This is a genomic window from Cryobacterium levicorallinum (genome assembly GCF_004402405.1).
Taxonomy (GTDB): Bacteria; Actinomycetota; Actinomycetes; order Actinomycetales; family Microbacteriaceae; genus Cryobacterium; species Cryobacterium levicorallinum.
This window is the reverse complement of the sequence record NZ_SOFE01000030.1, coordinates 1-22,667: the sequence shown is the minus strand read 5'-3', so window position 1 is coordinate 22,667 and position 22,667 is coordinate 1. Positions and strand designations below refer to the sequence as shown.

Here is a 22,667-nt window from a genome sequence, read left to right as displayed (position 1 = left end):
GGACTGTCTGGGTCTCGTAGGCGAGTCGGGAGCAGCCTCGGGGAGGCAACCATTTCTCGGCGGTCGAGCTTGTCGAGACCGCCGTACGAACGACGTGAGGCCGCGCGGTTAGCCGGCCTTGCGGGGGCCGAAGGCCCGCCGGTAGGCGGTGGGAGTGGTCTGCAGAACCTGCAGAAAATGATGGCGCATCACGGCCGCCCCGCCGAAGCCGGTGTCGATGGCGATCTCCTCGAGGCTGCTTGAGGAGTCCTCGAGCAGTTCCTGCGCCCGAAGCAGCCGCTGCCGGTTGAGCCAGCGGGTCGGCGTGGTGCCGATTTCGGCGCGAAACCGGCGGGCGAAGGTGCGCGGTGACATGAGCGACTTGCGGGCGAGTAGATCGACGGGCAATTCCTGGTCGAGGTGGCGCAGCATCCACTCGGTGACGGCGGCGAAGGATTCGTCCTGGCAGTCGACGACCGATGCTTCGATGTACTGGGACTGGCCGCCATCGCGCTGCGGCGGCACGACCATGCGGCGTGCGATCACGTTCGCGACGGTCGCGCCCAGTTCCTTGCGCACGATGTGCAGCGCGGCGTCAATGCCGGCGGCGGTGCCGGCTCCGGTGACGACGTGATTGTCTTCCACAAACAGTACGTCGGGGTCGACGGTTGTATTCGGGTAGGCCCGGGCGAGGGCCTCGGTGTACATCCAATGGGTCGTACTGCGGCGCCCATCGAGGATGCCGGCCTCGGCCAGCACGAACGCGCCGCTGCACACGCTGAGCACCCAGGCACCGCGAGCCTCGGCGTCGCGCACGACCTGCAGCACGCGCGGGTCGATTGCCACTCCGATAGCGTAGGCCGGGATTGCGATGAGGTCGGCGTCAGCGGCGGCGGCGAGGTCGTCGTGCACGACGATGTCGAAGCCGATCTTGGTGCGGATCGGGCCGGGTTCGGCGGCGACGACGTGAAAGTCGAACGCCGGCCCTCCGTGCACGCTGCGGTCGATGCCGAACACCTCGCAGATGACGCCGAATTCGAACGGCGCCAGACCGGGGAGGGTGACGCAGACGATTTTCTGAAGCATGGGCATCCGTTCTGCTGAGGTTGGATATGGCAGAAATGTGTCGAACAACGTCAACTGTGCCACTCGCGGCAGAAAAGCACAATACATAGAGTTTCTGCCATGTTCATTCTTATTTTTCTCCTCACAGTCCTCGCGATCGCCGGTGTTGTGGCCACGATTCGCTCTTCCGGGCGCGACGGTTACGGTCGCCAAAGCGTTCGAGCAACCGACGACGATGACGCACTGATTCGCTGGCGCTAGCCTGAAGCGGTGGCACATCGGTGTCACCGCGAACGAGCGGGGCAGTATGGCGTGGTTGGTAACCGGCGGAGCGGGCTATATCGGATCCCATGTGGTGCGCGCTTTCCAGGCTGAAGGGCTCGACGTGGTTGTGCTCGACGACCTCTCGAGCGGCCACGAATCTTTCGTGCCGGCCACAGTGCCGTTCGTGCGGGGCAGCGTGCTCGACGGCGATCTGCTCGTGCACACCTTTCGCGAGCACGACGTGCACGGCGTCGTCCACGTCGCTGGATTCAAGTACGCCGGCGTCTCGGTGCAACGCCCCCTGCACACCTACGAACAGAACGTCACCGCGACGGCCACGCTGCTCGCCGCCATGGAGGGGGCGGCGATCGACCGCATCGTGTTCTCCTCGAGCGCTGCGGTCTACGGCACGCCGCACACCGACCTCGTCACCGAAAGCACCGCGAAAAGCCCGGAATCGCCCTACGGCGAATCCAAACTCATTGGCGAGTGGCTCCTGCGCGACCAGGGCGTAGCGACCGGCCTGCGGCACACATCGCTGCGCTACTTCAATGTCGTCGGCTCGGGCGACCTCAGCCTGAGCGACACCAGCCCGCACAACCTCTTTCCGCTCGTCTTTGCGGCGCTGCTAGAGGGTCGCACCCCGCGCATCAACGGCGACGACTATGCCACGCCGGACGGCACTTGCGTGCGCGACTACATTCACGTCGCCGACCTCGCTCTCTCGCACGTCGCCGCGGCACGCCGGCTCGACGCTAACGAGGCGATCGAGCCGGTCTACAACCTCGGCAGCGGCGACGGCGTCTCGGTCGGCGAGATCATGGCGACCGTGCGTCGGGTCACCGGCATCGACTTCGTTCCGGAGCTCGGACCGCGACGCGTGGGCGACCCCGATCGTATCGTCGCGTCTGGCGCGCTCGCGGCCCGCGACCTGCGCTGGAGCATGCGCCATACCCTCGAGCAGATGGTGCAGAGCGCCTGGGACTCGTCACGCGCGGCCGTTCATTGAGGGTCGACACGCCGCTGAGGGCGCATATCGTGCTCTGTTCGCAACGTTCAGACGCCCCCCAAATGGCCGAATTTGTCGCCATGGGCGCGTCGCAACTCTCTAGCCCATATTGAGGGTTTACGATTCGCGACTTGACGATATCGAATTACACGGGTGTAATTAGGTGCGGCACTGATTGGTGCGGATCGAGCGCTGGGAGACGATATGGCATTACCTGACTATCGTTCCGGAGTACCAGAGGACTGGTTCATTGACCCCGTCGCCCTCGGTGTTCCGGGAGTACGACAAGACCACGGCGACGAGAACCTATTGGCCTGGCAGGCCGACTCCCTCTGCGCGCAGACCGACCCTGAGGCATTCTTCCCCGAAAAGGGCGGCTCCACCCGCGACGCGAAGAAGATTTGCTCCGGTTGCGAGGTGCGCAGCGAATGCCTCGAATACGCGCTCAGCAATGACGAGCGGTTCGGAATCTGGGGTGGGCTGTCCGAGCGCGAACGGCGCAAACTGCGCAAGCGCGCCTAACCCGTTCCGCGCAGTTTTTAAGCGGATGCTGTCGGCTGGCTCGGTCCGGGCGCAGCTTTCTCGGCCCTGACGCGGTGGGAAGCGAGCCAGGTTGCGGCCGCGCTACGCCTGGGCGAAGGGGAAGCGGATGCTGACGCATCCGCTTCGCTATTGCCCTGCCAATATTTGAGGCGCGCCCTCTCGGTTGAGGGGCAGCGACCGATCCCGACCTAGGCTGGTGCTGTTATGCAACCGAGAGTCACCGCCATCCTTGTCGCCCGAAACGGTGCGAAACACCTTGAGCGAACTCTCAAGGCGTTGTCGTTGCAGACCCGCAAACCCGACAGTGTGATCACGGTGGACTGCGGATCGAGCGATGCGACAGCCAAGATGCTGGCCGATTTCGGGCCGACCCAGTTCATTGCCGCCGATGCCGACCTGAACTTCGGGCAGGCGATTACCGCCGCCGTGCGCGTGACCACGCCGCCCACGCACGACCGGGAGCTGCTCTGGCTGCTCGCCCAGGACAGCGCCCCAGACCCGACCGCCCTCGAAGTCCTGGTCGACGCGCTCGAGATTGCGCCGTCCGTTGCGGTGGCCGGGCCCAAGGTGATGGAGTGGATCGCCGGCGAATACATCCACAACTTCGGCGAGTCGATGACGCCGTTTGGCGCGACCGTCACCCTGGTGGAGAGCGAACTGGACCAGGGCCAGCACGACGGATTGAGCGATGTGCTCGCCGTCAGCGCCGGCGGCATGCTCGTGCGCCACCAAGTGTGGGAACAGCTGGGTGGTTTCGACCCGGCGCTGCCCACCGTCGACGATTCCCTTGACTTCTGTGTGCGGGTGCGCCTCGCCGGGTATCGCGTTTCGGTGGTGCCGGCCGCACGGGTGGCTTCGGCCGGCGACGGCGTGGCCGGCCCGAACCAGTCCTCCCGCGGGCGGCTGCGCCGCCGCCGGGTGCGAGCCGAACGCTCGGCGCAGCTGCATCGCCGCCTGGTCTATGCGCCGGCCGGAGTGCTCGCCCTGCACTGGCTGACCCTGCTGCCGCTCGCCTTCATCCGCTCGATCGGCCAGCTGCTGCGCAAGGAGCCCGGAGCGATCGTGGGCGAATTCTCGGCCGCATTCGGCGCTGCCTTCAACGGCCTGCGCGTCAGCAGCGCCCGTCGCATGTTTACGAAAACCCGCACCCTCGGCTGGGATGCCATCTCCACCCTGCGCGTTCCGTCGGCCGAAGTTCGCCGGCGGCAGTCACTCAAGCGCGAGGCAAGCCTGTTCGGCCTGCACGGTGAACGCTCCGAAATTCGGTTCTTCTCCGGCGGCGGAGCCTGGACCATGCTCGCCGCCGCGGTGGTCGGCATCGTGATGATGGTGCCGCTGCTTGGCGCCGACACCCTCATCGGTGGTGGGCTGCTGCCGCTGTCGCCCAGCCTGCCCGAACTGTGGGCAAGCGTCGGCTACGGCTGGCGGGACCTCGGACTCGGCTTCGTCGGCGCCGCAGACCCGTTTGCCGCTGTGTTGGCCGTGCTCGGCTCCATCGCGTTCTGGTCGCCGTCCTTTGCCTTCGTGCTGGTCTACGCGCTCGCCTTTCCGCTCGCTGCGGTCGGCGCCTGGATGGCGGCGACCCGCCTGACCGACCGGGGCAGCCTGCGCGCCCTGGCCGCCGCCCTGTGGGTGCTGGCGCCGAGTTTTCTGGCCGCCCTGGCAGACGGCCGCCCGGCCGCCATCCTCGTGCACCTGCTGCTGCCGTGGCTGTTTTTCACCTGGTTCGCGGCCGCGCGCACCTGGTCGTCCTCCGCCTCGGCTGCACTGTTGTTCGCGGCGGTCGTGGCCTGTGCGCCCTCCCTCGCCCCGGCGCTGCTCGTGGCCTGGCTGCTCAGCGTGGCCATTGCTGGTCGCCGGGTAATGCGTTTCATCGGCATTCCGCTTCCGGCGCTCGCCCTCGCGCTTCCACTTATTGCCGACCAGGGCCTGCGCGGCACCTGGCTGAACCTCGTCGCCGACCCCGGCCTGCCGGTACCGAGCGATCACGCACCGACCCTGCAACTGCTGCTCGGGCTGCCCGGCGGCAGCGGTTGGGCCGGTGTCCTCGATCGGTTCGGGGTGCCTGGTCTCGACCCGCAGCTGTTCGTTCCCATCCTGCTCACGCCCATCGCCGTGCTCGCACTGCTGGCGCTGTTACTGCCGGGCGCCCGGCTCGCGGGCGGCGCCTGGCTGGTCGCCCTGCTCGGATTCGGCACCGCCCTCGCCGCCAACCAGCTCGTTCTTGCCGCCATCGGTGCCGAACCGGTGCGGGTGTGGTCGGGCGCCGGGCTCAGCCTGTACTGGCTCGGCCTGGTCGGCGCCCTCCTGATCGGCCTGCGCGCCCTGCGCCGATTTGCGCCGGCGCCCGGGGTCGTCGCCGCGCTGGCCTTGGCCGTCGTAGTGCTGCCGCTTCTGGGCACCCTGCACCTCGGTACCGCCGCCGTGCGCGAGGGAACCGGGCGAACCCAGCCGGCTTTCGTCGCCGCCGAAGCGCAGATCGATGACCGGGTCGGCACCCTGCACCTCGTTCCGCAGGCCGACGGAGGCCTGCTCGCCACGATCGAGCGCGGTGTCGGCGCCACGCTGAACCAGCAATCCACCCGCGGCAGCACCGACCAAACGCTCAGCGCCCGCGAGAAAGCGCTGGCGGAGCTCGCCGGTAACCTGGCCTCACGCAGCGGGCTGGACACCAGCGCGGATCTGGCCGAATTCGGCATCCGCTTTATCGTGTTGCAGCCGGCCGGCGCTGATGTTCTTGCCGGTGACACCCAGCTGCGCACCGAAACCGCCCTGGACGGCAATGCCGCACTGGCCCCGGTGGGCGACACCGAATTCGGCCGACTGTGGCAGTTCGGCGAAACGGATGCTGCCGGTGGCGTTCCAGCGCCGGCTCGCGCCGGCGGCGTCTTCGGCCTGGTCACCCTGCTGATTGCCGTTGCCGTGGTGGGCAGCGCCGTTCTGCTGTCGCTGCCGATCGGCGCCGGCCGTGAAGCCGTGCGCCAAGCCAACCGTGATGCGATTCGCCGTGCGGCCAGGGCCAACGCCAAGCCGAAACCGAAACGAACCCGCCGGGGCAAGAGCATGGTCGTTTCCGACCTGGACGCCGATCGGGAACCGCCGCTCGGTACCGATCTAGAGGCCGACCTGGCCATGGACCAAGAAACCGGCGTCGGTACCGGGCTGGAATCGTCCACGGAAGACACTGTGGAGGACGATCATGCCCGCTAGAAGCACTCTCGTCCGCATTGGTGGTCGGGCCGGTCGCGGCGTGCTCGGTCTGGTCGGCATCGCCGTCGTTGTCGCTGTCGGCGCGGCCTCGACCCTCGTAACGCTGCCGACCGTTGAGAACGAACCCCGCTCGAGCGAGATCGTGCCGCTGCCGAGCGAGCAGCAACGGGTCTGCCCTGGACCGCTGCTCACCCTCGCCGAGGATTCGACGCAGGCCCAGTCGGCGTCGAGCGTCGGGTTCGCTGCAGCCGTGTATGGCGCTATCGACGCTGCCGGGAGCGACTTTGACCAGATTCGCCCGGACGTCACCGAGATCAGTGCGGTCGACGACTCCAGCAGCCGGCAGCCGCCGCTGTTGCTGACCGTTCCCGTGCAGGATGGCGCCACCGTGCCGCCGCTCGTCGCCGGCAGCCAGTCGCAGGTCGTCGGCACCGACACCCTGGGCGGGCTCGCCGTCGCGTCCTGCACCGAAGCGGCCAGCGAGAGCTGGCTCGTTGGGGGATCCACCGATATCGGCGGCAGTAGCCTGCTGCTGCTCAGCAACCCGTCGACCGTGCTCGCGACCGTCGACGTCACCGTCTACGGTGAGAGCGGAATCGTCGACGCGCCCGGCGCCTCCGGCATTCTGGTGCAGCCCGGCGAGCAGCGTGTCATTTCGCTGGCCGGCCTCGCCCCGAACCTGAAATCCCCGGTCGTGCGCGTGTCGTCGCGTGGTGGGCAGGTGGCGGCAGCATTGGAGCAGAGCAGCATCCGGGGGATTGAACCCGGCGGAGTCGAGATCATTGGCGCCACCGCCACGCCGGCACTCAACCAGACAATTGCCGGGGTGCGTGTCACGTCGGCGGTCGCCGCGGACACCGTCACCACCGGCGAAGGGTTCAACGCCGATACCCCGTCGATTCGGGTGTTCGTGCCCGGCACCGAGGCGGCGACCGTGCAGATCGGCGTCACGAGCGCCGACGGGGCTGCTGACGGCACCTCGACCCAGGTGGAGATCGAGCCCGGAGTTGCGACCGAAATTCCGCTGTCGCCGTTGACCGTGGGCAGTTTCTCGGTGAAATTGCGTTCCGACCAGCCGATCGTCGCGGCCGCCCGTACCTCCAGCGCGGGCGCTGACGGCCGGGACTTCGGTTGGTTCGCGGCCTCGGCGTCGCTCGAGGGTTCGTTCACGGTGGCCGTTGCCGAGGGGCCGTCGCCGACCCTGCACCTCGTCAACGGCGGGTGAGCGGATGCTGCGCTCACCCTCACGCCCGACCGCGGCTCTGCCGTCGACCTGCAGATCGATGCCGGGGCGAGCGCGACGGTTCCGCTGCGGAGCGGGGCTCGCTACCTGGTGAGCGGCGGGGAGTCGGTGTGGGCGCTCGTGGACTACTCCAGCGACGGCCTGCTGTCGTCATTCACCGTGAACCCGCCCGGACCGCTCGCGTCGTCGATCCGCGTCTACACGCACTAGCCGGTTGTCGTTCCGGGCGTTCCTCATTTGGGGCTTCGTGCGCGTTCGGGGCATTCTGTGCGGACGGGGCCATTCTTTGCGGACGGGGCCCGAGCCCGGAACACCTGGGGCCGCCGTCCGCGGCGCGGGCTCGTCGGCCATTTAGGACCGGGCCGGGTCAATCGGGGCGGGGGCATCCATTTTGGTACGGCGGGCTTTCGAGGGCACGCAGCTTTCAATGGCAGACTGAACACTCGACTCGTAACCCGCTGGGAGCCGCTAGTGACGATTGACCCTGTGCTTGACCCGACCGCGCGCGCGGACGTCGCCGTGATCGGCGGATCCGGCCTCTACGAACTCGTCGACCCCGCAACCGCGGTCACGCATCGGATTCCGACGCCGTACGGGTCGGCGTCGGTCACGATCGGCCTGCGCGCGGGTCGCCGCGTCGCTTTTCTGCCCCGGCACGGCAGCGGCCACAGCGTCGCGCCGCACCTGATCAATTACCGGGCCAATCTGTGGGCCCTCGCCTCGATCGGCGTGCGGGCGATCATCTCCTCCTCGGCGGTGGGCGGGGTCACGCCGGAATATCCACCGGGTCTGCTCGTCGTCACCGACCAGTTCATCGACCGCACGTCGGGCCGCCCCGACACGTTTTACGACCGGGAATCGGTGCAGCACCTTTCCGCCGCGGACCCGTTCGACCCTCAGCTGCGCGGGTACGCCCGGCGCGCGCTCGAGGACCTTGGCGAGAACTTCGCTGCCTCCGGCACGGTCGTGGTCATCCAGGGTCCACGGTTTTCCACCCGGGCGGAGTCGGTCTGGTTCCGTTCGATGGGCGCGCACATTGTCAATATGACCGCGTACCCCGAAATCGTGCTGGCCGGTGAGCTCAACATGGGCACGGTCAACCTCTCCTTCGTGACGGACGCCGACGCGGGACTCGCGCCGACGCCTTTTGCCGTCGAGGTTGGTCTCGTGGTCGATGCCTCCGGTTCCGCCGCTCCTGGCTTGCCTGTGCCCGGCGTGGCCGCTGCGGGCTTGGCCGTGTCCGGGTCACCGGCTTCAGCGTTGTCCGCGCCCGGGACTTCCGGCGGCCCCGTAACGTCTGGCCCGACCGCGACCAGCGAAACGGATGCCGTCACCGCATCGGTCGTGTTCCGTCGCCTCCGAGAGGCCCAGCCGCGCATCCTCGCGGCCATCGACGGGATCTTGCGCGCCTTGCCGACCGACTTCACCCCGCGCGAGCTCATCGACCCGGCCCAGGTCGACGCCGTTCTGGCGCGGGCAGTGAGTTTGGACCCCGCGCCCGATGCTTCCCCGCCCGTGCTGTCCGCCCCAGCCGGGGATCTCACGTGACGACCGGTCGGTCCGAGCCTCGTCGCAGGTTCCCCGGTGCGTCCTGGCCGACCAACCGACTAGCTCGTGCCTGTTACCGAGGCCTCGCATGAGCGGCGTCCGTCTGCTGATCACCGGCGGCGCCGGATTCATCGGTTCCGCGATCGTTGAGGCAGCCCTCGCCCGCGGCTACGAGGTGCGCGTGCTGGACTCACTGCGCGCCGACGTGCACGGCCCCGCGGCAGAGTCCACAACTGGTCCGGGCCCGGGCCCAGAAAGTGGGCCCATGATAGAACATGGGCCCCGTTTCCGGGCCCGGGCCCGGAACGTCAGGCCGGCGGGACTGGACCCGCGGGTCGAGTTCGTGCACGGGGACGTGACCGACCCGGCCACCGCAGCCGGCGCCCTCGCCGACATCGACGTGGTCTGTCACCAGGCAGCCAAGGTCGGCCTCGGTGTGGACTTCGCCGACGCCCCCGACTATGTGCACAGCAACGAGGTCGGGACGGCCGTGCTGCTGGCCGCGATGGCCGCGCGGGGCATCCGTCGCCTGGTGTTGGCGTCATCCATGGTCGTCTACGGCGAGGGGAGCTACCGGGGCCCGAACGGCTTCACCCGGCCCGGCCCCCGCTTGGCCAGCGACCTCGATGCCGGACGCTTCGATCCCCGTGACCCGGCCACCGGGGAGCCGCTCGAGCCCGTTCTGGTCAGCGAATCCGATCCGCTCGACCCGCGCAACGTCTACGCGAGCAGCAAACTCGGCCAGGAATATCTTGCGACCGCGTGGGCCCGCTCGACCGGCGGACGCGTCGCAGCCCTGCGCTACCACAACGTTTACGGGCCGGGCATGCCGCAGAACACGCCCTATGCCGGAGTCGCCTCACTATTTCGCTCGGCACTCGAGCGTGGCGAGGCTCCCCGCGTGTACGAAGACGGCCGGCAGCGCCGCGACTTCGTGCACGTACGGGACGTCGCCGCGGCCAACATCGCCGCGCTTGACTTCACCGGGCTCGACTACAGGCCGCAGGCTGCCGGCCTTGGCCGAGCGCACGCCGACTCTGCAGCTGCTGAAATCGCACCCACCGGCTCAATGAATTTCGATGCCGGAATATTTCGTCCGTTCAACGTCGGCAGCGGAATCGTTCACACCATCGGAGACATGGCGACCGCCCTTGCCGCGGCGGCGGGCGGCCCGGCACCCATCGTGACCGGGCAGTATCGGCTCGGCGACGTGCGGCACATCACGGCGTCCTCGGAGCGTTTGCGACGAGAACTCGGCTGGTCGGCGCAAATCTCCTTCGACGACGGAATGCGCGAGTTTGCGACTGCCCCGCTGCGCGCCGCCGTGCGCCCCTGATTGGTCGTCCCGGCGCATCCGTGAGGTGCCACCTTTTGGCCCTTGGGCAGGCCCCGCGGTGCCACCCCTGAGCGGGTGAATGGTCGCAATCGGCGCCGCATCAACACCGCTCAGCCAAGCGGATGCTGCGGCAGCAGCAAATCAAACCGACACCCATTCCCCACATTGGTCACCGTCACCAACCCGTGATGGGCCTCAGCGATCCCCTGAACAATAGCGAGTCCGAGCCCGGCGCCGCCGCTGCGACCGCCGGTTCCCCAGGCAGACACGGTCCGCGGCTCGCTCGCCCGCCACCCGGCCTCGAACACCCGGCCGAGGTCCTGTTCGGGGATACCGCCCGCCGCGTCAACGACCGAGATGATGGCCCGCCCGTCGACGTGCCGGGTTGCAGAGACCACGATCACACTGTCGGCCGGCGAATGTTGGATGGCATTCATCACCAGGTTGCCCACCGCGCGGGCCAGCTGGCGGGCATCCGCTTGCAGCATCAGACCGCGTTCACCCTCGAAGCGCAGGTCGAGCGATTTCGCGAGGGCAACCGGCGCCAGATCGGCCACCGTATCGCTCATCAGGTCATACAGGGAGACCCGTTCGAGCGACAGCTGCAGCGCTCCCGAATGGATTTTGGACAGCTCAAACAGGTCGTCGACCATTCCGCTGAGTCGGTCGACCTGCCCGCGTATCTGCACGTAGTACCGCTCGGGATCTGGCGCCATGCCGTCTTCCAGCGCCTCGGCCATGGCGCGGATTCCAGCCAGCGGGGTGCGCAAATCGTGCGAGATCCAGGCCACGATTTCGCGTCGGGACGCCTCAACGCGTTCTTCCCGCTCGCGGGATTCGGTCAGCCGATCGGCGGTTGCGGCGAGCTCGCCGGCCAGCGCTGCGAACTCCAGACTCGTGTGCCGATCCGGGGAGAGAACCGATTCGCCTCGACCGATGCTCGCCGCGGCGGCCCGAAAATACTTGTTGTCGCGTGCCAGTGAGCGTCCGAGCACCGACGCCATCACAAGCGACACGACACCCGCCACTGCAGCGACCGCGTAGAACACGATCAGATCGTGCGCCGACAGGTACATCAGCGAGGCGACCGCAGCTGTTCCACTGACCACCGATGCGACGGTGGCGAAGGCGACGACGACGATCTGGGCTACCAAAGACCCGCGAGACAGCAGCCGCAACGCAAGCAATCCGAGCGCGCCCACGACCAGCGCGCAGCCGAGTGCGATGCCGGCGACCGCGGCGAACACCGAGGCGGTCATGTCGTGCCGCCGGCATTCTTCGGGCCATCCGCGCTCTGTGCGCCCCGCGCAGTCCCAGCGTTCTCCGCCGACACCGTGCCATCCGCAGCCCCCGCGCCCAGCGGCACAGGGTCGAACCGGTAGCCAACCCCCCAGACCGTGTTCAATACGAGCGGATGCGCCGGGTCGGCTTCGATCTTCTCCCGCAGCCGCCGCACATGCACGGTCACCGTAGACAGGTCACCGAATTCCCAGCCCCAGACCGAGCGGAGGAGTTCCTCGCGGGTGAGCACCTTGGAGGGGCGCCAGATCAGGTAGGCGAGCAAATCGAATTCGCGCGCGGTGAGCACGAGGGGGGTCCCGCGCAGGCGAATCTGGTGCGCGGCCAGGTTGAGCGTGAACTCGCCGGCCTCGAGAATCCCCTCCGGAATCGACTCCGACCGGCTGCGCCGCAGCACCGACTGCACCCGCAACACAAGTTCCCGCGGCGAGAACGGTTTCACCAGATAGTCGTCGGCACCGGCCTCGAGTCCGGCGATGCGGTGCTCTTCCTCGCCGAGCGCGGTGAGCATGATCACCGGAAGGGCGCCCCAATTTTGCCGAATGCGCCGACACACTTCGATGCCGTCGAGCAGCGGAAGCATGCGATCGAGCACGACCAGGTCGGGCGGCACCGCCTCGGCTCGGCGCAGTCCGGCGAGCCCGTCGACGGCTTCGTCCACGACGAATCCGGCGGAGCGCAGGTATTGTCCGACCACCTCACACACCATCGGATCGTCCTCGATGACGAGCACGCGGCGCCCGGCCAAGGCATCGGCTTGCGGCGGCGCGAAATATTGGGAGGGGGACACCCCCTCAGACTAGGCGCGCGGTCGCGTCACCGCGCGGTGCCGCGCGGCCGATCTGTACGCCTGGTCAACGGATGCCCCGCCCCATGCCGCCACTAACCGTTCGGGGACTGGGCCCGGAACGCGGGCCCAGTCTGCAAACTGGGCCCCGGTTCATAGGGTGGGCCCGGTCGATGGCTTGGCTTGCTGTGGAGCTGCTCGGTATCCTTCCCAGGTTCGTAACCACTTTCGCCCTGAACACTCAGACCCTGTGCATAGGGTCGAACGATGACGAGTATTCGGGTTGACGTGGTGCTGCCCTGCCTGAACGAGGCACAGGCGCTTCCGTGGATTCTCCAGCGGATGCCCGCCGGCTACCGGGCGATCGTGGTTGACAACGGATCCACGGACGGTTCGGCGGATATTGCCCGTGCCCTCGGTGCCGAGGTCGTGCACGAAACCCGTCGTGGATTCGGCGCCGCAGCCCACGCCGGGCTCCTTGCCGCGACCGCCCCGATCGTTGCGTTTTGCGACGCCGACGCCTCGATGGACCCGCGCGACTTGCCGCTCGTGGTCGACCCGGTCGCTCAAGACGACGCCGATCTCGTGCTCGGAAGACGCCGCCCAACCACCCGAAATGCGTGGCCGCCGCATGCCCGGTTAGCAAATACCTATCTTTCCTGGCGACTGCGCCGAATAACAGGTGTGAACATTCATGACCTCGGCCCCATGCGGGCCGCCCGCCGCGACCACCTCCTCGCCCTCGATTTGCGCGACCGCCGCAGCGGGTATCCGCTGGAGATGTTTCTCGGCGCTGCCGCGGCCGATTGGCGCATTCGTGAGGTCGACACCGGCTATGCGCCGCGGGTCGGCCGCAGCAAGGTGACCGGAACCGTGCGCGGCACCCTCACCGCCATCCACGACATGTCCGCTCTGCTTCGCGCCAGCAGCGTCGTCCGGAACGAGATTGACGACAGCCCACGCCGGAATGACAGCGACGCCAGTGGCAACGCTGCCCGCGCCAGCCGCATTGGGGACCGCTCATGACCGCCATCGTCGTCATCGCCAAGGAATGCCTGCCCGGCAAGGTGAAGACCCGTTTGCACCCGCCGTTGTCGCTCGGGCAGGCCGCTCTTCTCGCCGCATCGAGCCTCGCCGACACCCTAGCGGTCGCCGCCCAGCTACCCGCGACGCGCCACATTCTCGCCTTCGATGGTGTCACGCCGCCCCCAGAAGCATCCGGTTGGCAGATTCTGCCGCAGACCAGCGGCGGACTCGATGAACGCCTCGCCGCCATCTTCGACCACCTAGACGAGCCGACCCTGCTGCTCGGAATGGACACCCCGCAGGTCAGCGCCGAGCTGCTCGCACCAGTATTCCAAAACTGGAATGAAACGGATGCCTGGTTCGGCCCCGCCAACGACGGCGGGTTCTGGGCGCTCGCGCTGAAAGACCCGAGCGGTGCGCTGCTCCGAGGCATCCCGATGAGCCGCTCCGACACCGGCGCACACCAGCTGGAACGTCTCGATCAGGCCGGCCTCACCGTGCGCCTGCTGCCCGCGCTCACTGACATCGACACCATAACGGATGCCCAGACCGTCGCCTCGATCGCCCCCCACACGCGCTTCGCGCGTGCCTTCGCGGGGGTGCGGGCATCCGCTCAACCCGGTGATGCAAACCAGCCCGCGACCGAACGGCGCTCGCCGGATCGGCCCCCCGCGGAGGGGCGAGCTGTCGACGCGGGTGCCCCCGACCTGCACCCGGTGGCCCCGTACCCGGCCGACCTGCACTCGGCGGCCACGCGCGCTGCCGACCTGCTCACGCTGACCGGAACACGCTCGTGACCCTCGTCTCCCCGCGCCTCTGGGACCAGCCGGCGAAATGGCCGGTCAGCGAGGGTCCGAATGCCGCTGACCGATTCACTTCGGAACTCGTCGGGGAATTGGCCGAGCATGGGGCCGCGAACCGTTCGGCTGCCGACCAGACGACGGCCGACCGTTTTCGGCGCCCTACTACCTTCGGTGCCGGCGGATCCGAACCCTACGCCCAGGCACTGCAAAGCGACGACAACGTGCTCTACCTGCACGGCCGCCGCCACGACGCCGATCCGGAAACGGCCGCCCGCGTTTCCACCATGCACGCCGGACGGTGGAGCGCCGGAGCCGATGCGATCGACCGTTCCCTGCTGGCGGGCGTCGCCGGACCGGTGCTCGATATCGGCTGCGGACCGGGCCGAATGATCCGGGCCGCGATGGACGAAGGCCTCGACGCACTCGGCGTCGACGTGTCACCGACCGCCGTGCGGATCGCCCTGGCCGCCGGACTTGCCGTGCTGCACCGCTCCGTCTTCGATCACCTTCCGCTCGAGGGAACCTGGGCAACCCTGCTGCTCGTCGACGGCAATATCGGCATTGGCGGCGACCCCGACGCGCTCCTCGAACGCTGCGCCGCGCTGCTCGCCCGCGACGGCATGCTCGTCGTCGAGGTTCACCGCGACCCCGAACACGACCTCGCCTATGTGGGCACCCTGCACGACGCCGCCGGACATATGAGCGACGCCTTCCCCTGGGCTGAACTCGGTGTCAGCGCCCTGCGCCGCCGGGCCGCACAAGCAGGCCTGACCCCGGTCGCCGAATGGTCCCGCGGCGGCCGCACCTTCGCCCGCCTGGCTCGCGCCTAGTCGTTTATCTTTCCGGGCCCGGGCCCGGGAATCGGGCCCATGCTGGATCATGGGCCCGGTTCCCTAAGGTGGGCCCGGACCAAGGTGCTTAGGAGTCTGACCGTGCACCGATGATCTTCAACGTCTGAGCGAGACGCGGATGACCCGCTGGCGCCGCTCCCGCAGCAGCGCCCACACCGACAACCCCGCCGTCAAAACCGCCAGCACGAGCCAGAAAATCCCCAGGTTGAGCCCGTAATCCAGCGGCAGCACGGTCGGATTCGCCGGAGCAAAATTCTTCGCCACCATCGTCGGCACCGCGATCAGCGACACAATAGATCCGACCACAATTGCGCCCTGCACGATCGCAATGACCGTGCCGGTCGTCCGCCGCCCGACTCGGCGCAGCGCAATCCCACACGCAAACACGATCGGCGCCAAAATCGCATCGTGCAGCACGATCGCCGCCGCAATCCAGAGCGCCACCCCGGGAATCCGGGTCAGCCGCACCGAATCGAACATCACAAACGCGCCCCAGGCCAGCAGCAGCACACCAGCACCCACCAGCACCAAACGGATGCTCCGCATCCGCCGGCTGGTCGACGCCGCGATCCCGGCCGGTGGCGGAAACAGGCCAGTCCCGGCGTTCTCGGTTGACGTGGTGGCCGAACCCATCGGGGCACCCCTGCCGGTCACCCCCACTCCGGTGTCGACACCGACGTCACCGCCGGCCGTCTCGCCGCGTGATCCGCGCGCATCCGCTCTCATGATTCGATCGCCTCGATTCGGCTCAGCCATTTGGTTTGCAACACCCCGGGCCGCCCCGGCGCGATCATGCGGGCCGGATACCCATGCTCGAGGTCGAGAGTCTCGCCGTTGAGCTCGAGAGCCACGAGCGTGAGCGAGTCGCGCACATATTCCTGGCCCATCTGGGTTTTGCTGAAGCTGCCGCGTTCTTCCAGGCTGATCAGACGAAACGAGGTCTCCGGGTCGGCTTTCATCAGGTCGGCGAGGTCGCGCAGCCGCACACCGCGCCACGTCGCCATCTGACTCCAACCCTCGACGCAGGCGATCGGCAGCCGAACCTCGGTCTGAGGCAGCGCGAGCAGTTCGGCCCGGGTGAAGGAGCGCTCGGTGCCGGCCACCGCGAGGGTAAGAGTCCACGATGAAGCGAGGGCGGCATCCGCCACCTGCGCCTGCTCGCTGGTGCGATTCACCGGAACCCCCTGCTGGCCGACGCCCTTCTTGCGCGGCGCGAACAGGTTGACCGCGTTCAGCGGCGTGAAGGTCTGGCCGGCGGTCAGGGCCACGACGGCCGTCGTGGCGACGCCGACGGTGGTGAGAAATCCGCGCCGGCTGACCCGCGAAGACGGACGCGGCGTCGCATCGATATAGTCGAGCAGTCGCCCGGTGAGGCCCCCCGGCCGAGTCGTGCCCCACAGTCGCACCGCCTCCGCATCAGCCGCCCGGTCGGCCGACACCGCGTCGACCAGATGATCGCCGTCGCCCGAGTCAGAACCCGAACCCGACGACTTACTCCAATACCGCGTAATCACCGGCAGCTTGACCGCAATGTGAATCACCAACAGCCCGATCAGCACCCAGCCGAGCGCAAAGTGCACCTGCCGAAACGGAAAGGGCCACGGATACCACTGAAACGTGTTGAGCAGTCCGATCGTGATCTGCACGAGCGAGGCCCCCACAAACAGGGCGATCGAGGCCCGTTCGAGAAAATGCACGAAACCGCGCACCGGGGGATAGGCGAACAGGTCGGGAAAAACGATGTACAACTTGGCCAGCAGCAGTGGAAAACAGGCGATGCCGGCGATGATGTGCGTGCCCTGGGTTACCTGATACAGAAATTCCGGCCGGGTCGCGAAGCGCATCCAGTCGAGCGGTTCCTGCAGAAAATGGCTGTACAGGCCGGTGCCGAAGCAGATCAGAAAGGCGGCACCGAGCAGCCGCCCGATCACGGTCGCCATGCGCGGATTGCGCACCGGTGACGCCAGCGCTCGCTGGGCCTCATACATCAATTGCCGCATACTTCTATTGCATCACCACAGCGCGTTGCAAACCGGAAAAATTCCTTACGATGTGCGGGTGAGTTGGGGAACGATCACGGGCAAACGAACACCGTACGAGAGACTGAACCGTGCGCATAACGATCATCGCGGTCCTGCTGGTGCTCAGCGCTGCCCTCACCGCATTCAGCGTGACAACCCTCGACCTGTTCCCGCCCGAGCGTGACGAAGTGCAATTGGTGTTGGTCACGGCTGCGCTCTGGTTTGTCTTCGGCCTCGCCTGCTGGCTGCTGCATAAAATCAACGGCAAAGCGGTGGTTGCCCTGATCCTGGCTGGCTCCGCCCTGATCGGCGGCGCGGCCATGGTCGGCCCGCCCAACACGAGTACCGATTCGGCCCGCTACGCCTGGGATGGCATCGTGCAAAACGCAGGAATCAGCCCCTACGCCTTCACCCCAGCGGATGCCCGCCTCGATTCCCTGAGACCAGGCTGGCTGTTCCCGACGCCCCAGAGCGAGGCGGGCGGGGAGGAGAAATGTGTCGGCGAACGCATCGCCACCGCACGCACGACCGACGGCGACCTGCTCTGCTCGTCCCTGAACCGTACGGCCCTACCCACGATCTACCCTCCGGCCAGCGAAATCTTCTTCGCCGGCGTGCGTTTCCTCACCGGACCCGAGCCGGCCTACTGGCCGTTGCAGCTCGCCGGGCTGCTGCTCAGCCTGGGCACCACGGTCATGCTGCTGGTCGGCACTCGCCGCCGAGGCCTCGACCAACGCAACGTCGCCCTCTGGGCCTGGTGTCCACTCGTAGCGACCGAGGCGATCACCAACTCCCACGTGGATATGCTCGGCGTCATCTTCGTCGTCGCGGCCGTATTTCTCGTGTCCACGAAGAAGGTCTGGCGTGGCGGCATCGCCCTCGGGATCGCGATCGGCACCAAGCTCATCCCGGTGCTCGCCGCGCCAGCGCTGCTCCGGCGCGGTGGCTGGCGAATGGTGACGGCATCCGTTCTGAGTTTTGCCCTGCTCTACGTTCCCTATGTGATCGCGACCGGCATCGGGGTCCTGGGTTACCTGCCCGGCTACCTGAGTGAAGAGGGGTATCAGGACGGGTCGCGGTTCGCGCTGGTGTCCCTGGTGGCGCCGGGGGCATCCGCTGTGATCGTCGCTGGCCTGATTCTGGCCATCGTCGCCGTGCTGGTGATTCTCAAGACCGACCAGAACCAGCCGTGGGTCGGCCAGCTCGTCATGATCGGCGCGACCCTGCTCGTACTCAGCCCTCGATACCCCTGGTATGCGCTGCTGCTGCTGCCGTTCGTGGCGCTCAGCGGCCGCTGGGAATGGCTGCTCGTGCCGATGGCGCTCACGCTGCGTCTGCTGGTGCCGAGCGTTCCGCTCACCCGAGCGTCGATCGCGATCGCGATCATCGTGATCGTGGCGGTTTCCCTGCGTCGCGCTGGTCCAGGCTCAGTCAAGCGGATGCTGCGCCCCCTGCGCGCCCGCCGGTCCTGACCTCGCCGCTTGGCAGCCCTGCCTGACCGCCCTGCTGTCTGACCGCCGTGCCTGACCGCCTTGGTGCGGCAGCCCGCCTCAACCCGCTCGCGGCACTCGTTAGAGTTCGTGGCATCCCTAGCACCGGGCGCCCGTTTCGCTAACGAGTGCCGCGAGGCGCACACGTGCCGCAAAGGCCCCCGGGCACGCAACAAACGGGGCCCGCCGTGTGGCGAGCCCCGTTTGTGCTGTACAGCCGAAAGCTGTGGAGAAGAACTACTTCGTGGCGGCGGTGATGGTTGCGATGCCAACGAGCATCTGGTCGGCGACGGCGTCGGTGCTGAAGGTGGAGTTCAGCAGGCCGGCGGCGACGGAAGAGATGTGAACCGTGGTGCCGGTGAGGATGGCGTTGTCGCCGTCCATCTTGAGCGGCTCAAGGGTTCCACCGTAGAGGTCGAACAGCAGGGCCTGGGTGGCAGCGGACTCGCCGTTGACCGAGACGTCACCGAAGAGCTCCGAGGTGCCCGGGTCGATGGTGAAGTTGGTCAGCTCGACGACGATGTCGCCGGCGGTCAGCGAGAAGCCGGATCCCTCGTGCTCAATGGAACCCTGAACGAAGGGGCGGTAATCTTCGGCCGGGTCGTAGTAGTCCACGTTTCCGCCGGTGATCGGGAAGTGCAGGCTGCCCTCTTCCAAGGTGGCCGTTCCCACGGTTCCGGCGGCCAGGCCGAGGCTCGTCAGAGCGGCGCCGAAGTCGGCGTCGAGCAGCACGGCGGTGTCCACGCCGGACAGGCTGGGGATCGAGGCGAGCGGCGTCGGGTCAGCGGAGGCCGAGTCGGAGGAGCTGGAGCTCGAAGCGGGCGCCGGGGTCGTCGTGCCGGCGTCCGACGAGCAGCCGGCGAGACCGGCGATGAGAATTCCGGCGGAGGCGAAACCAATGGTGGCCTTGGTGAATGTGCGCATGGGATGAATCCTTTTCTGTCAATCGAGCAGGTGGTGTTGGGGTCTGCATGGTGTTCGGTTCCACCCTTGAAATGGTTTGGAATTGCCTCAATCCGTTACCGTTCTGTTACTTAATTCAGCAAACGTTCAGACAATACTGGCGCGCCAAACACCCCTCAATCCCGCTCCTGGACAGGGATCGACGCTGATCAGCCGAGCGGATGCCGCCCTCGCTCGCGGTCCACGTTCTGACCACATGCGAGCTTTTCAAGCGCGCGCCGCGCCGACCTGCGCAGCGGTTTGGCATCAGCGGATGCCCGACTTGGGCGCAGCACGGCTTGCGCAGCCCAAGCGGTGACGGCCGAGAAGTGGCGGCGGCCTAGAAGTGGCGGAAGCGATCCGGTGCGAGATCCCACGGGTCTTTGCCGAGCAGCTCGGCGACTCCGCGAAAGACGCAGGTCTCGATCATCATGCGCTGGTGCATCTCGTCGTTTTCGTGCAGGCGGGACAGTCGCTGAATTGGCAGCCGGTAGAACACCACCCGATTCGTCGCCGGCGTGACCATCCAGCGTTCCACGCCGATGCCCGGCTTCACCGAGCGCGGACCGGAGGCCACCTCGAACACGGCGTGGCCGAGTTCTTCCGGCCAGACGCCGCGCAGGTATTCGATCGTGGAGGCGACCGTTATGTCGAACAGGTCGATTCGGGTGCGCAGCGGCGGCAGAAACGGACCGGTCGCCGAGCTGCGAATTCCGCGGCCGTGCCGGTCGCGCCCGCGACCGCGTACGGTCGGTTCGGGCGCTGCAGAACGTCGAGATCGGGCCATGCTGCCATCCTAGGCGGGTCGACGGGTACCCTGAGAGGCAATGACATTCCGTCCGTGTTCCCGCGTTGCCTGCCTCGAACCCTCGGTGGCCACGCTCACCTTTGACTATCGAGACTCGCTGGCCGTACTCGGCCCACTCGCCGGCCGCAAAGAACCGCACACCTTCGACCTCTGCGCACGGCACGCGGAGCGAACGACCGCTCCGCAGGGGTGGCAGCTGATGCGGCACCGCCTCGTCGCCGACGAGTCCGACCCCGTCGAGTAGCCAGCTCCGACTTGCCCCGGCCGCCTCGTCCCGCGGTCGAACCCCTGACCCGGCCCGCTGCCCTGCTCGTCTATTGGGCCGTTTCGGCCTCGCCGACTGGTGGCCGTTTCGGCCTCTTGGAATTACTTCGTTGACAAAACCTGGCCGTCTCGTCCCGCAGGCCGTCTGCCCACGGAAGTGGGCAGCATCCGTTCCGCCGCTGCTTAGCATTATCAGCGTGCGGTCGAACCAATTTTCGTCGGGGGCGTTCAGGCGGAAATGGCAAGATAGCACCATGACTGTCGCTTCGGCCACCGCGCCCCCCACGTTCACCTATAAGATCGCCGATTTGTCACTCGCCGAGGCTGGACGCCACCAGTTGCGCCTGGCCGAGAACGAGATGCCCGGGCTCATGGCCCTCCGCACCGAATTCGGCGAATCGAAGCCGCTCGCCGGAGCCCGCATCGCCGGATCCCTGCACATGACCGTGCAGACCGCCGTGCTGATCGAGACCCTCGTCGCGCTCGGCGCCCAGGTGCGCTGGGCCAGCTGCAACATTTTCTCGACGCAGGACGAAGCCGCCGCCGCGATCGCGGTCGGCCCCACCGGCACAGTGGATGCCCCGGCCGGCGTTCCCGTGTTCGCTTGGAAGGGCGAAACCCTCGAGGACTACTGGTGGTGCACCGCGCAGATCTTCGACTGGAGCACTGAAGCGCAAGCCGCCGGAACCAGCTGGACCGGCCCGAACATGATCCTCGACGACGGCGGTGACGCCACCATGCTCGTGCACAAGGGTCGCGAGTTCGAATTGGCTGGCGCCGTACCAGCGGATGCTGCCGGTGACAGCCACGAATACGGCGTCATTCTCGCCGCCCTCCGTCGCTCTCTGGCCGAGTCAACCGACCGCTGGACCCTGGTCGCGGCCGACCTCATGGGCGTCACCGAAGAGACCACCACCGGTGTGCACCGCCTCTACGAGCTCGCAGCGAGCAAGGAACTGCTCTTTCCGGCCATCAATGTGAACGACTCCGTCACCAAGAGCAAGTTCGACAACAAGTACGGCATTCGCCACTCGCTGCCCGACGGCCTCAACCGGGCAACGGATGTGCTGATCGGCGGCAAGGTCGTCTTCGTCGCCGGTTATGGTGACGTCGGCAAGGGCGCCGCCGAAGCGCTGCGCGGCCAGGGTGCCCGCGTCATCGTGAGCGAAATCGACCCGATTAACGCCCTGCAGGCGGCGATGGATGGATTCCAGGTCGCCCGCCTCGACTCCGTCGTCGAACAGGTCGACATCTTTGTCAGCGGCACCGGAAACTTCAACGTCATCGGTGTCGACCACATGCTGCGCATGAAGCACCTCGCCATCGTCGCGAACGTCGGTCACTTTGACAACGAGATCGACATGGCCTCGCTCGAGTCGCTGCCGGGCGCCGTCAAGGTTCAGATCAAGCCGCAGGTCGACGAATGGCGTCTGCCGAGCGGGCGCAGTGTGCTCGTCCTGTCCGAGGGACGCCTGATGAACCTCGGCAATGCCACCGGACACCCCTCGTTCGTGATGAGCAACTCGTTCACCAACCAGGTGCTCGCGCAAATCGAGCTGTATGTCTCACCGGAGAAGTACCCGGTGGGCGTGTATGTGCTGCCGAAGCTGCTCGACGAGAAGGTAGCGCGCCTGCACCTCGACGCCCTCGGGGTGGAGCTGACCGTGCTGACCCCCGAGCAGTCCGCCTACATCGGTGTTCCCGCCGAGGGCCCGTACAAAGTAGCCCACTACCGCTACTAGCCCCCGTCCGGACCGGGCCCATGTTCTATCGTGGGCCCGGCTCCATAAGGTGGGCCCGGTCGTTCGAGTCGGGGAGCGGTTTCGTGGTTCTCGCTGGTCGAGGAGTGGGCCCGTTTTGGCCCGCGTCTCGGCGCGGAGCCGGGCGACACGCCCGGGTGGGGGGCGTTTTGACGGGTGGGTGGTCTGGCCGTAATGTATCTATACGTACCCCAAAGGTGCGGAAAGCCGCAGTGCTTTCCGGCCTCATGTGGGACCATCTTCTAGCCAGATCAATGTAGGGTGCTTGTTTCAAGTGCGTCTGTGTTGGGCTAGGATTGTAAGTCCTTCTTGCTGTTTCTGGTTGGTTGAGTCGCGTGGTTTTGGTCGCTGTTTTGCGCCTGAAACTGGGTGTTTCCTCGATTTGACAGGGACTGGTTAGAGGGTCTAAGTTAGACAAG

General features: G+C 67.2%; 20 protein-coding genes. 13 read left to right on the top strand and 7 right to left on the bottom strand.

The features are described 5' to 3' along the window. Positions 1–108 precede the first annotated feature (108 nt). Positions 109–1,065, bottom strand: a complete 957-nt coding sequence (locus E3O11_RS16480) for a GlxA family transcriptional regulator (protein ID WP_092452628.1) — start codon at positions 1,063–1,065, stop codon at positions 109–111. 99 nt (positions 1,066–1,164) lie between these two features. Between E3O11_RS16480 and E3O11_RS17780 the strand changes: the two genes are divergently transcribed. The 7 genes from E3O11_RS17780 to E3O11_RS16450 all read left to right on the top strand — a co-directional run bounded on the left by E3O11_RS17780 (position 1,165) and on the right by E3O11_RS16450 (position 10,197). Beyond that, positions 1,165–1,305, top strand: a complete 141-nt coding sequence (locus tag E3O11_RS17780; RefSeq protein WP_166787614.1) for a hypothetical protein — start codon at positions 1,165–1,167, stop codon at positions 1,303–1,305. Between the two features lie 46 nt (positions 1,306–1,351). Continuing rightward, complete coding sequence (gene galE, locus E3O11_RS16475; RefSeq protein WP_092452631.1) at positions 1,352–2,317, top strand: UDP-glucose 4-epimerase GalE; 966 nt, start codon at positions 1,352–1,354, stop codon at positions 2,315–2,317. A gap of 204 nt (positions 2,318–2,521) precedes the next feature. After that, entirely contained in the window at positions 2,522–2,839 is a 318-nt protein-coding gene (locus E3O11_RS16470) for a WhiB family transcriptional regulator (RefSeq protein WP_092452634.1), read from the top strand. Between the two features lie 225 nt (positions 2,840–3,064). Beyond that, positions 3,065–6,070: a glycosyltransferase family 2 protein gene (locus E3O11_RS16465; RefSeq protein WP_092452637.1), complete on the top strand. Its 3,006-nt coding sequence runs from the start codon at positions 3,065–3,067 to the stop codon at positions 6,068–6,070. Next, entirely contained in the window at positions 6,060–7,295 is a 1,236-nt protein-coding gene (locus E3O11_RS16460) for a DUF5719 family protein (RefSeq protein ID WP_092452640.1), read from the top strand. Before E3O11_RS16465 ends, E3O11_RS16460 begins: the two co-directional genes overlap by 11 nt. Before the next feature lie 489 nt (positions 7,296–7,784). Next, the gene (locus E3O11_RS16455; protein ID WP_092452643.1) at positions 7,785–8,861 is read left to right on the top strand and encodes an MTAP family purine nucleoside phosphorylase; all 1,077 of its coding nucleotides are present in this window, start codon (positions 7,785–7,787) and stop codon (positions 8,859–8,861) included. An 88-nt stretch (positions 8,862–8,949) separates the two neighbouring features. Then, a complete protein-coding gene (locus E3O11_RS16450) occupies positions 8,950–10,197 on the top strand; it encodes an NAD-dependent epimerase/dehydratase family protein (protein WP_092452646.1) in 1,248 nt (415 codons plus the stop codon). Between the two features lie 110 nt (positions 10,198–10,307). On the opposite strand, the gene E3O11_RS16445 is transcribed toward E3O11_RS16450, so the two are convergent. Further along, positions 10,308–11,456 (bottom strand): sensor histidine kinase, encoded by a 1,149-nt coding sequence (locus tag E3O11_RS16445; RefSeq protein ID WP_092452648.1) that lies wholly within the window; start codon positions 11,454–11,456, stop codon positions 10,308–10,310. Next, entirely contained in the window at positions 11,453–12,286 is an 834-nt protein-coding gene (locus E3O11_RS16440; RefSeq protein WP_198415614.1) for a response regulator transcription factor, read from the bottom strand. The genes E3O11_RS16445 and E3O11_RS16440 overlap by 4 nt, the downstream gene beginning before the upstream one ends. Positions 12,287–12,550: 264 nt before the next feature. Between E3O11_RS16440 and E3O11_RS16435 the strand changes: the two genes are divergently transcribed. The 3 genes from E3O11_RS16435 to E3O11_RS16425 are packed head-to-tail and all read left to right on the top strand — an operon-like array spanning position 12,551 to position 14,942. Beyond that, on the top strand, positions 12,551–13,309 hold the full coding sequence (locus E3O11_RS16435; protein WP_092452651.1) for a glycosyltransferase family 2 protein: 759 nt from the start codon (positions 12,551–12,553) through the stop codon (positions 13,307–13,309). Next, the gene (locus E3O11_RS16430) at positions 13,306–14,106 is read left to right on the top strand and encodes a TIGR04282 family arsenosugar biosynthesis glycosyltransferase (protein WP_092452655.1); all 801 of its coding nucleotides are present in this window, start codon (positions 13,306–13,308) and stop codon (positions 14,104–14,106) included. The genes E3O11_RS16435 and E3O11_RS16430 overlap by 4 nt, the downstream gene beginning before the upstream one ends. Next, positions 14,103–14,942, top strand: coding sequence for a class I SAM-dependent methyltransferase (locus tag E3O11_RS16425; RefSeq protein WP_241991174.1), 840 nt, complete (start codon positions 14,103–14,105; stop codon positions 14,940–14,942). Before E3O11_RS16430 ends, E3O11_RS16425 begins: the two co-directional genes overlap by 4 nt. A 117-nt stretch (positions 14,943–15,059) precedes the next feature. On the opposite strand, the gene E3O11_RS16420 is transcribed toward E3O11_RS16425, so the two are convergent. After that, complete coding sequence (locus E3O11_RS16420; RefSeq protein WP_134479010.1) at positions 15,060–15,596, bottom strand: hypothetical protein; 537 nt, start codon at positions 15,594–15,596, stop codon at positions 15,060–15,062. Between the two features lie 89 nt (positions 15,597–15,685). Beyond that, positions 15,686–16,963, bottom strand: a complete 1,278-nt coding sequence (locus E3O11_RS16415) for a molybdopterin-dependent oxidoreductase (protein ID WP_092452661.1) — start codon at positions 16,961–16,963, stop codon at positions 15,686–15,688. 110 nt (positions 16,964–17,073) lie between these two features. Between E3O11_RS16415 and E3O11_RS16410 the strand changes: the two genes are divergently transcribed. Continuing rightward, complete coding sequence (locus tag E3O11_RS16410; RefSeq protein ID WP_092452663.1) at positions 17,074–18,456, top strand: glycosyltransferase family 87 protein; 1,383 nt, start codon at positions 17,074–17,076, stop codon at positions 18,454–18,456. A gap of 255 nt (positions 18,457–18,711) precedes the next feature. On the opposite strand, the gene E3O11_RS16405 is transcribed toward E3O11_RS16410, so the two are convergent. Together E3O11_RS16405 and E3O11_RS16400 are read right to left on the bottom strand one after the other, a co-directional pair. Continuing rightward, complete coding sequence (locus E3O11_RS16405; protein WP_092452666.1) at positions 18,712–19,398, bottom strand: hypothetical protein; 687 nt, start codon at positions 19,396–19,398, stop codon at positions 18,712–18,714. Between the two features lie 358 nt (positions 19,399–19,756). Beyond that, entirely contained in the window at positions 19,757–20,203 is a 447-nt protein-coding gene (locus E3O11_RS16400) for a metallopeptidase family protein (protein WP_092452669.1), read from the bottom strand. A 40-nt stretch (positions 20,204–20,243) separates the two neighbouring features. On the opposite strand from E3O11_RS16400, the gene E3O11_RS16395 reads away from it, so the two are divergent. Then, entirely contained in the window at positions 20,244–20,468 is a 225-nt protein-coding gene (locus E3O11_RS16395) for a DUF3499 family protein (protein WP_092452672.1), read from the top strand. Positions 20,469–20,742: 274 nt separating this feature from the next. Then, positions 20,743–22,230, top strand: coding sequence for an adenosylhomocysteinase (gene ahcY / locus E3O11_RS16390; RefSeq protein WP_092452675.1), 1,488 nt, complete (start codon positions 20,743–20,745; stop codon positions 22,228–22,230). Positions 22,231–22,667: the final 437 nt, after the last annotated feature.

What these genes read in the sequence shown, in the direction of transcription:
- E3O11_RS16480 (WP_092452628.1), bottom strand. Translation starts at nt 1,065, where the DNA reads ATGCTTCAGAAAATCGTCTGCGTCACCCTCCCCGGTCTGGCGCCGTTC.
- E3O11_RS17780 (WP_166787614.1), top strand. Translation starts at nt 1,165, where the DNA reads ATGTTCATTCTTATTTTTCTCCTCACAGTCCTCGCGATCGCCGGTGTT.
- galE (WP_092452631.1), top strand. Translation starts at nt 1,352, where the DNA reads ATGGCGTGGTTGGTAACCGGCGGAGCGGGCTATATCGGATCCCATGTG.
- E3O11_RS16470 (WP_092452634.1), top strand. Translation starts at nt 2,522, where the DNA reads ATGGCATTACCTGACTATCGTTCCGGAGTACCAGAGGACTGGTTCATT.
- E3O11_RS16465 (WP_092452637.1), top strand. Translation starts at nt 3,065, where the DNA reads ATGCAACCGAGAGTCACCGCCATCCTTGTCGCCCGAAACGGTGCGAAA.
- E3O11_RS16460 (WP_092452640.1), top strand. Translation starts at nt 6,060, where the DNA reads ATGCCCGCTAGAAGCACTCTCGTCCGCATTGGTGGTCGGGCCGGTCGC.
- E3O11_RS16450 (WP_092452646.1), top strand. Translation starts at nt 8,950, where the DNA reads ATGAGCGGCGTCCGTCTGCTGATCACCGGCGGCGCCGGATTCATCGGT.
- E3O11_RS16445 (WP_092452648.1), bottom strand. Translation starts at nt 11,456, where the DNA reads ATGACCGCCTCGGTGTTCGCCGCGGTCGCCGGCATCGCACTCGGCTGC.
- E3O11_RS16435 (WP_092452651.1), top strand. Translation starts at nt 12,551, where the DNA reads ATGACGAGTATTCGGGTTGACGTGGTGCTGCCCTGCCTGAACGAGGCA.
- E3O11_RS16430 (WP_092452655.1), top strand. Translation starts at nt 13,306, where the DNA reads ATGACCGCCATCGTCGTCATCGCCAAGGAATGCCTGCCCGGCAAGGTG.
- E3O11_RS16420 (WP_134479010.1), bottom strand. Translation starts at nt 15,596, where the DNA reads ATGGGTTCGGCCACCACGTCAACCGAGAACGCCGGGACTGGCCTGTTT.
- E3O11_RS16415 (WP_092452661.1), bottom strand. Translation starts at nt 16,963, where the DNA reads ATGCGGCAATTGATGTATGAGGCCCAGCGAGCGCTGGCGTCACCGGTG.
- E3O11_RS16405 (WP_092452666.1), bottom strand. Translation starts at nt 19,398, where the DNA reads ATGCGCACATTCACCAAGGCCACCATTGGTTTCGCCTCCGCCGGAATT.
- E3O11_RS16400 (WP_092452669.1), bottom strand. Translation starts at nt 20,203, where the DNA reads ATGGCCCGATCTCGACGTTCTGCAGCGCCCGAACCGACCGTACGCGGT.
- E3O11_RS16395 (WP_092452672.1), top strand. Translation starts at nt 20,244, where the DNA reads ATGACATTCCGTCCGTGTTCCCGCGTTGCCTGCCTCGAACCCTCGGTG.
- ahcY (WP_092452675.1), top strand. Translation starts at nt 20,743, where the DNA reads ATGACTGTCGCTTCGGCCACCGCGCCCCCCACGTTCACCTATAAGATC.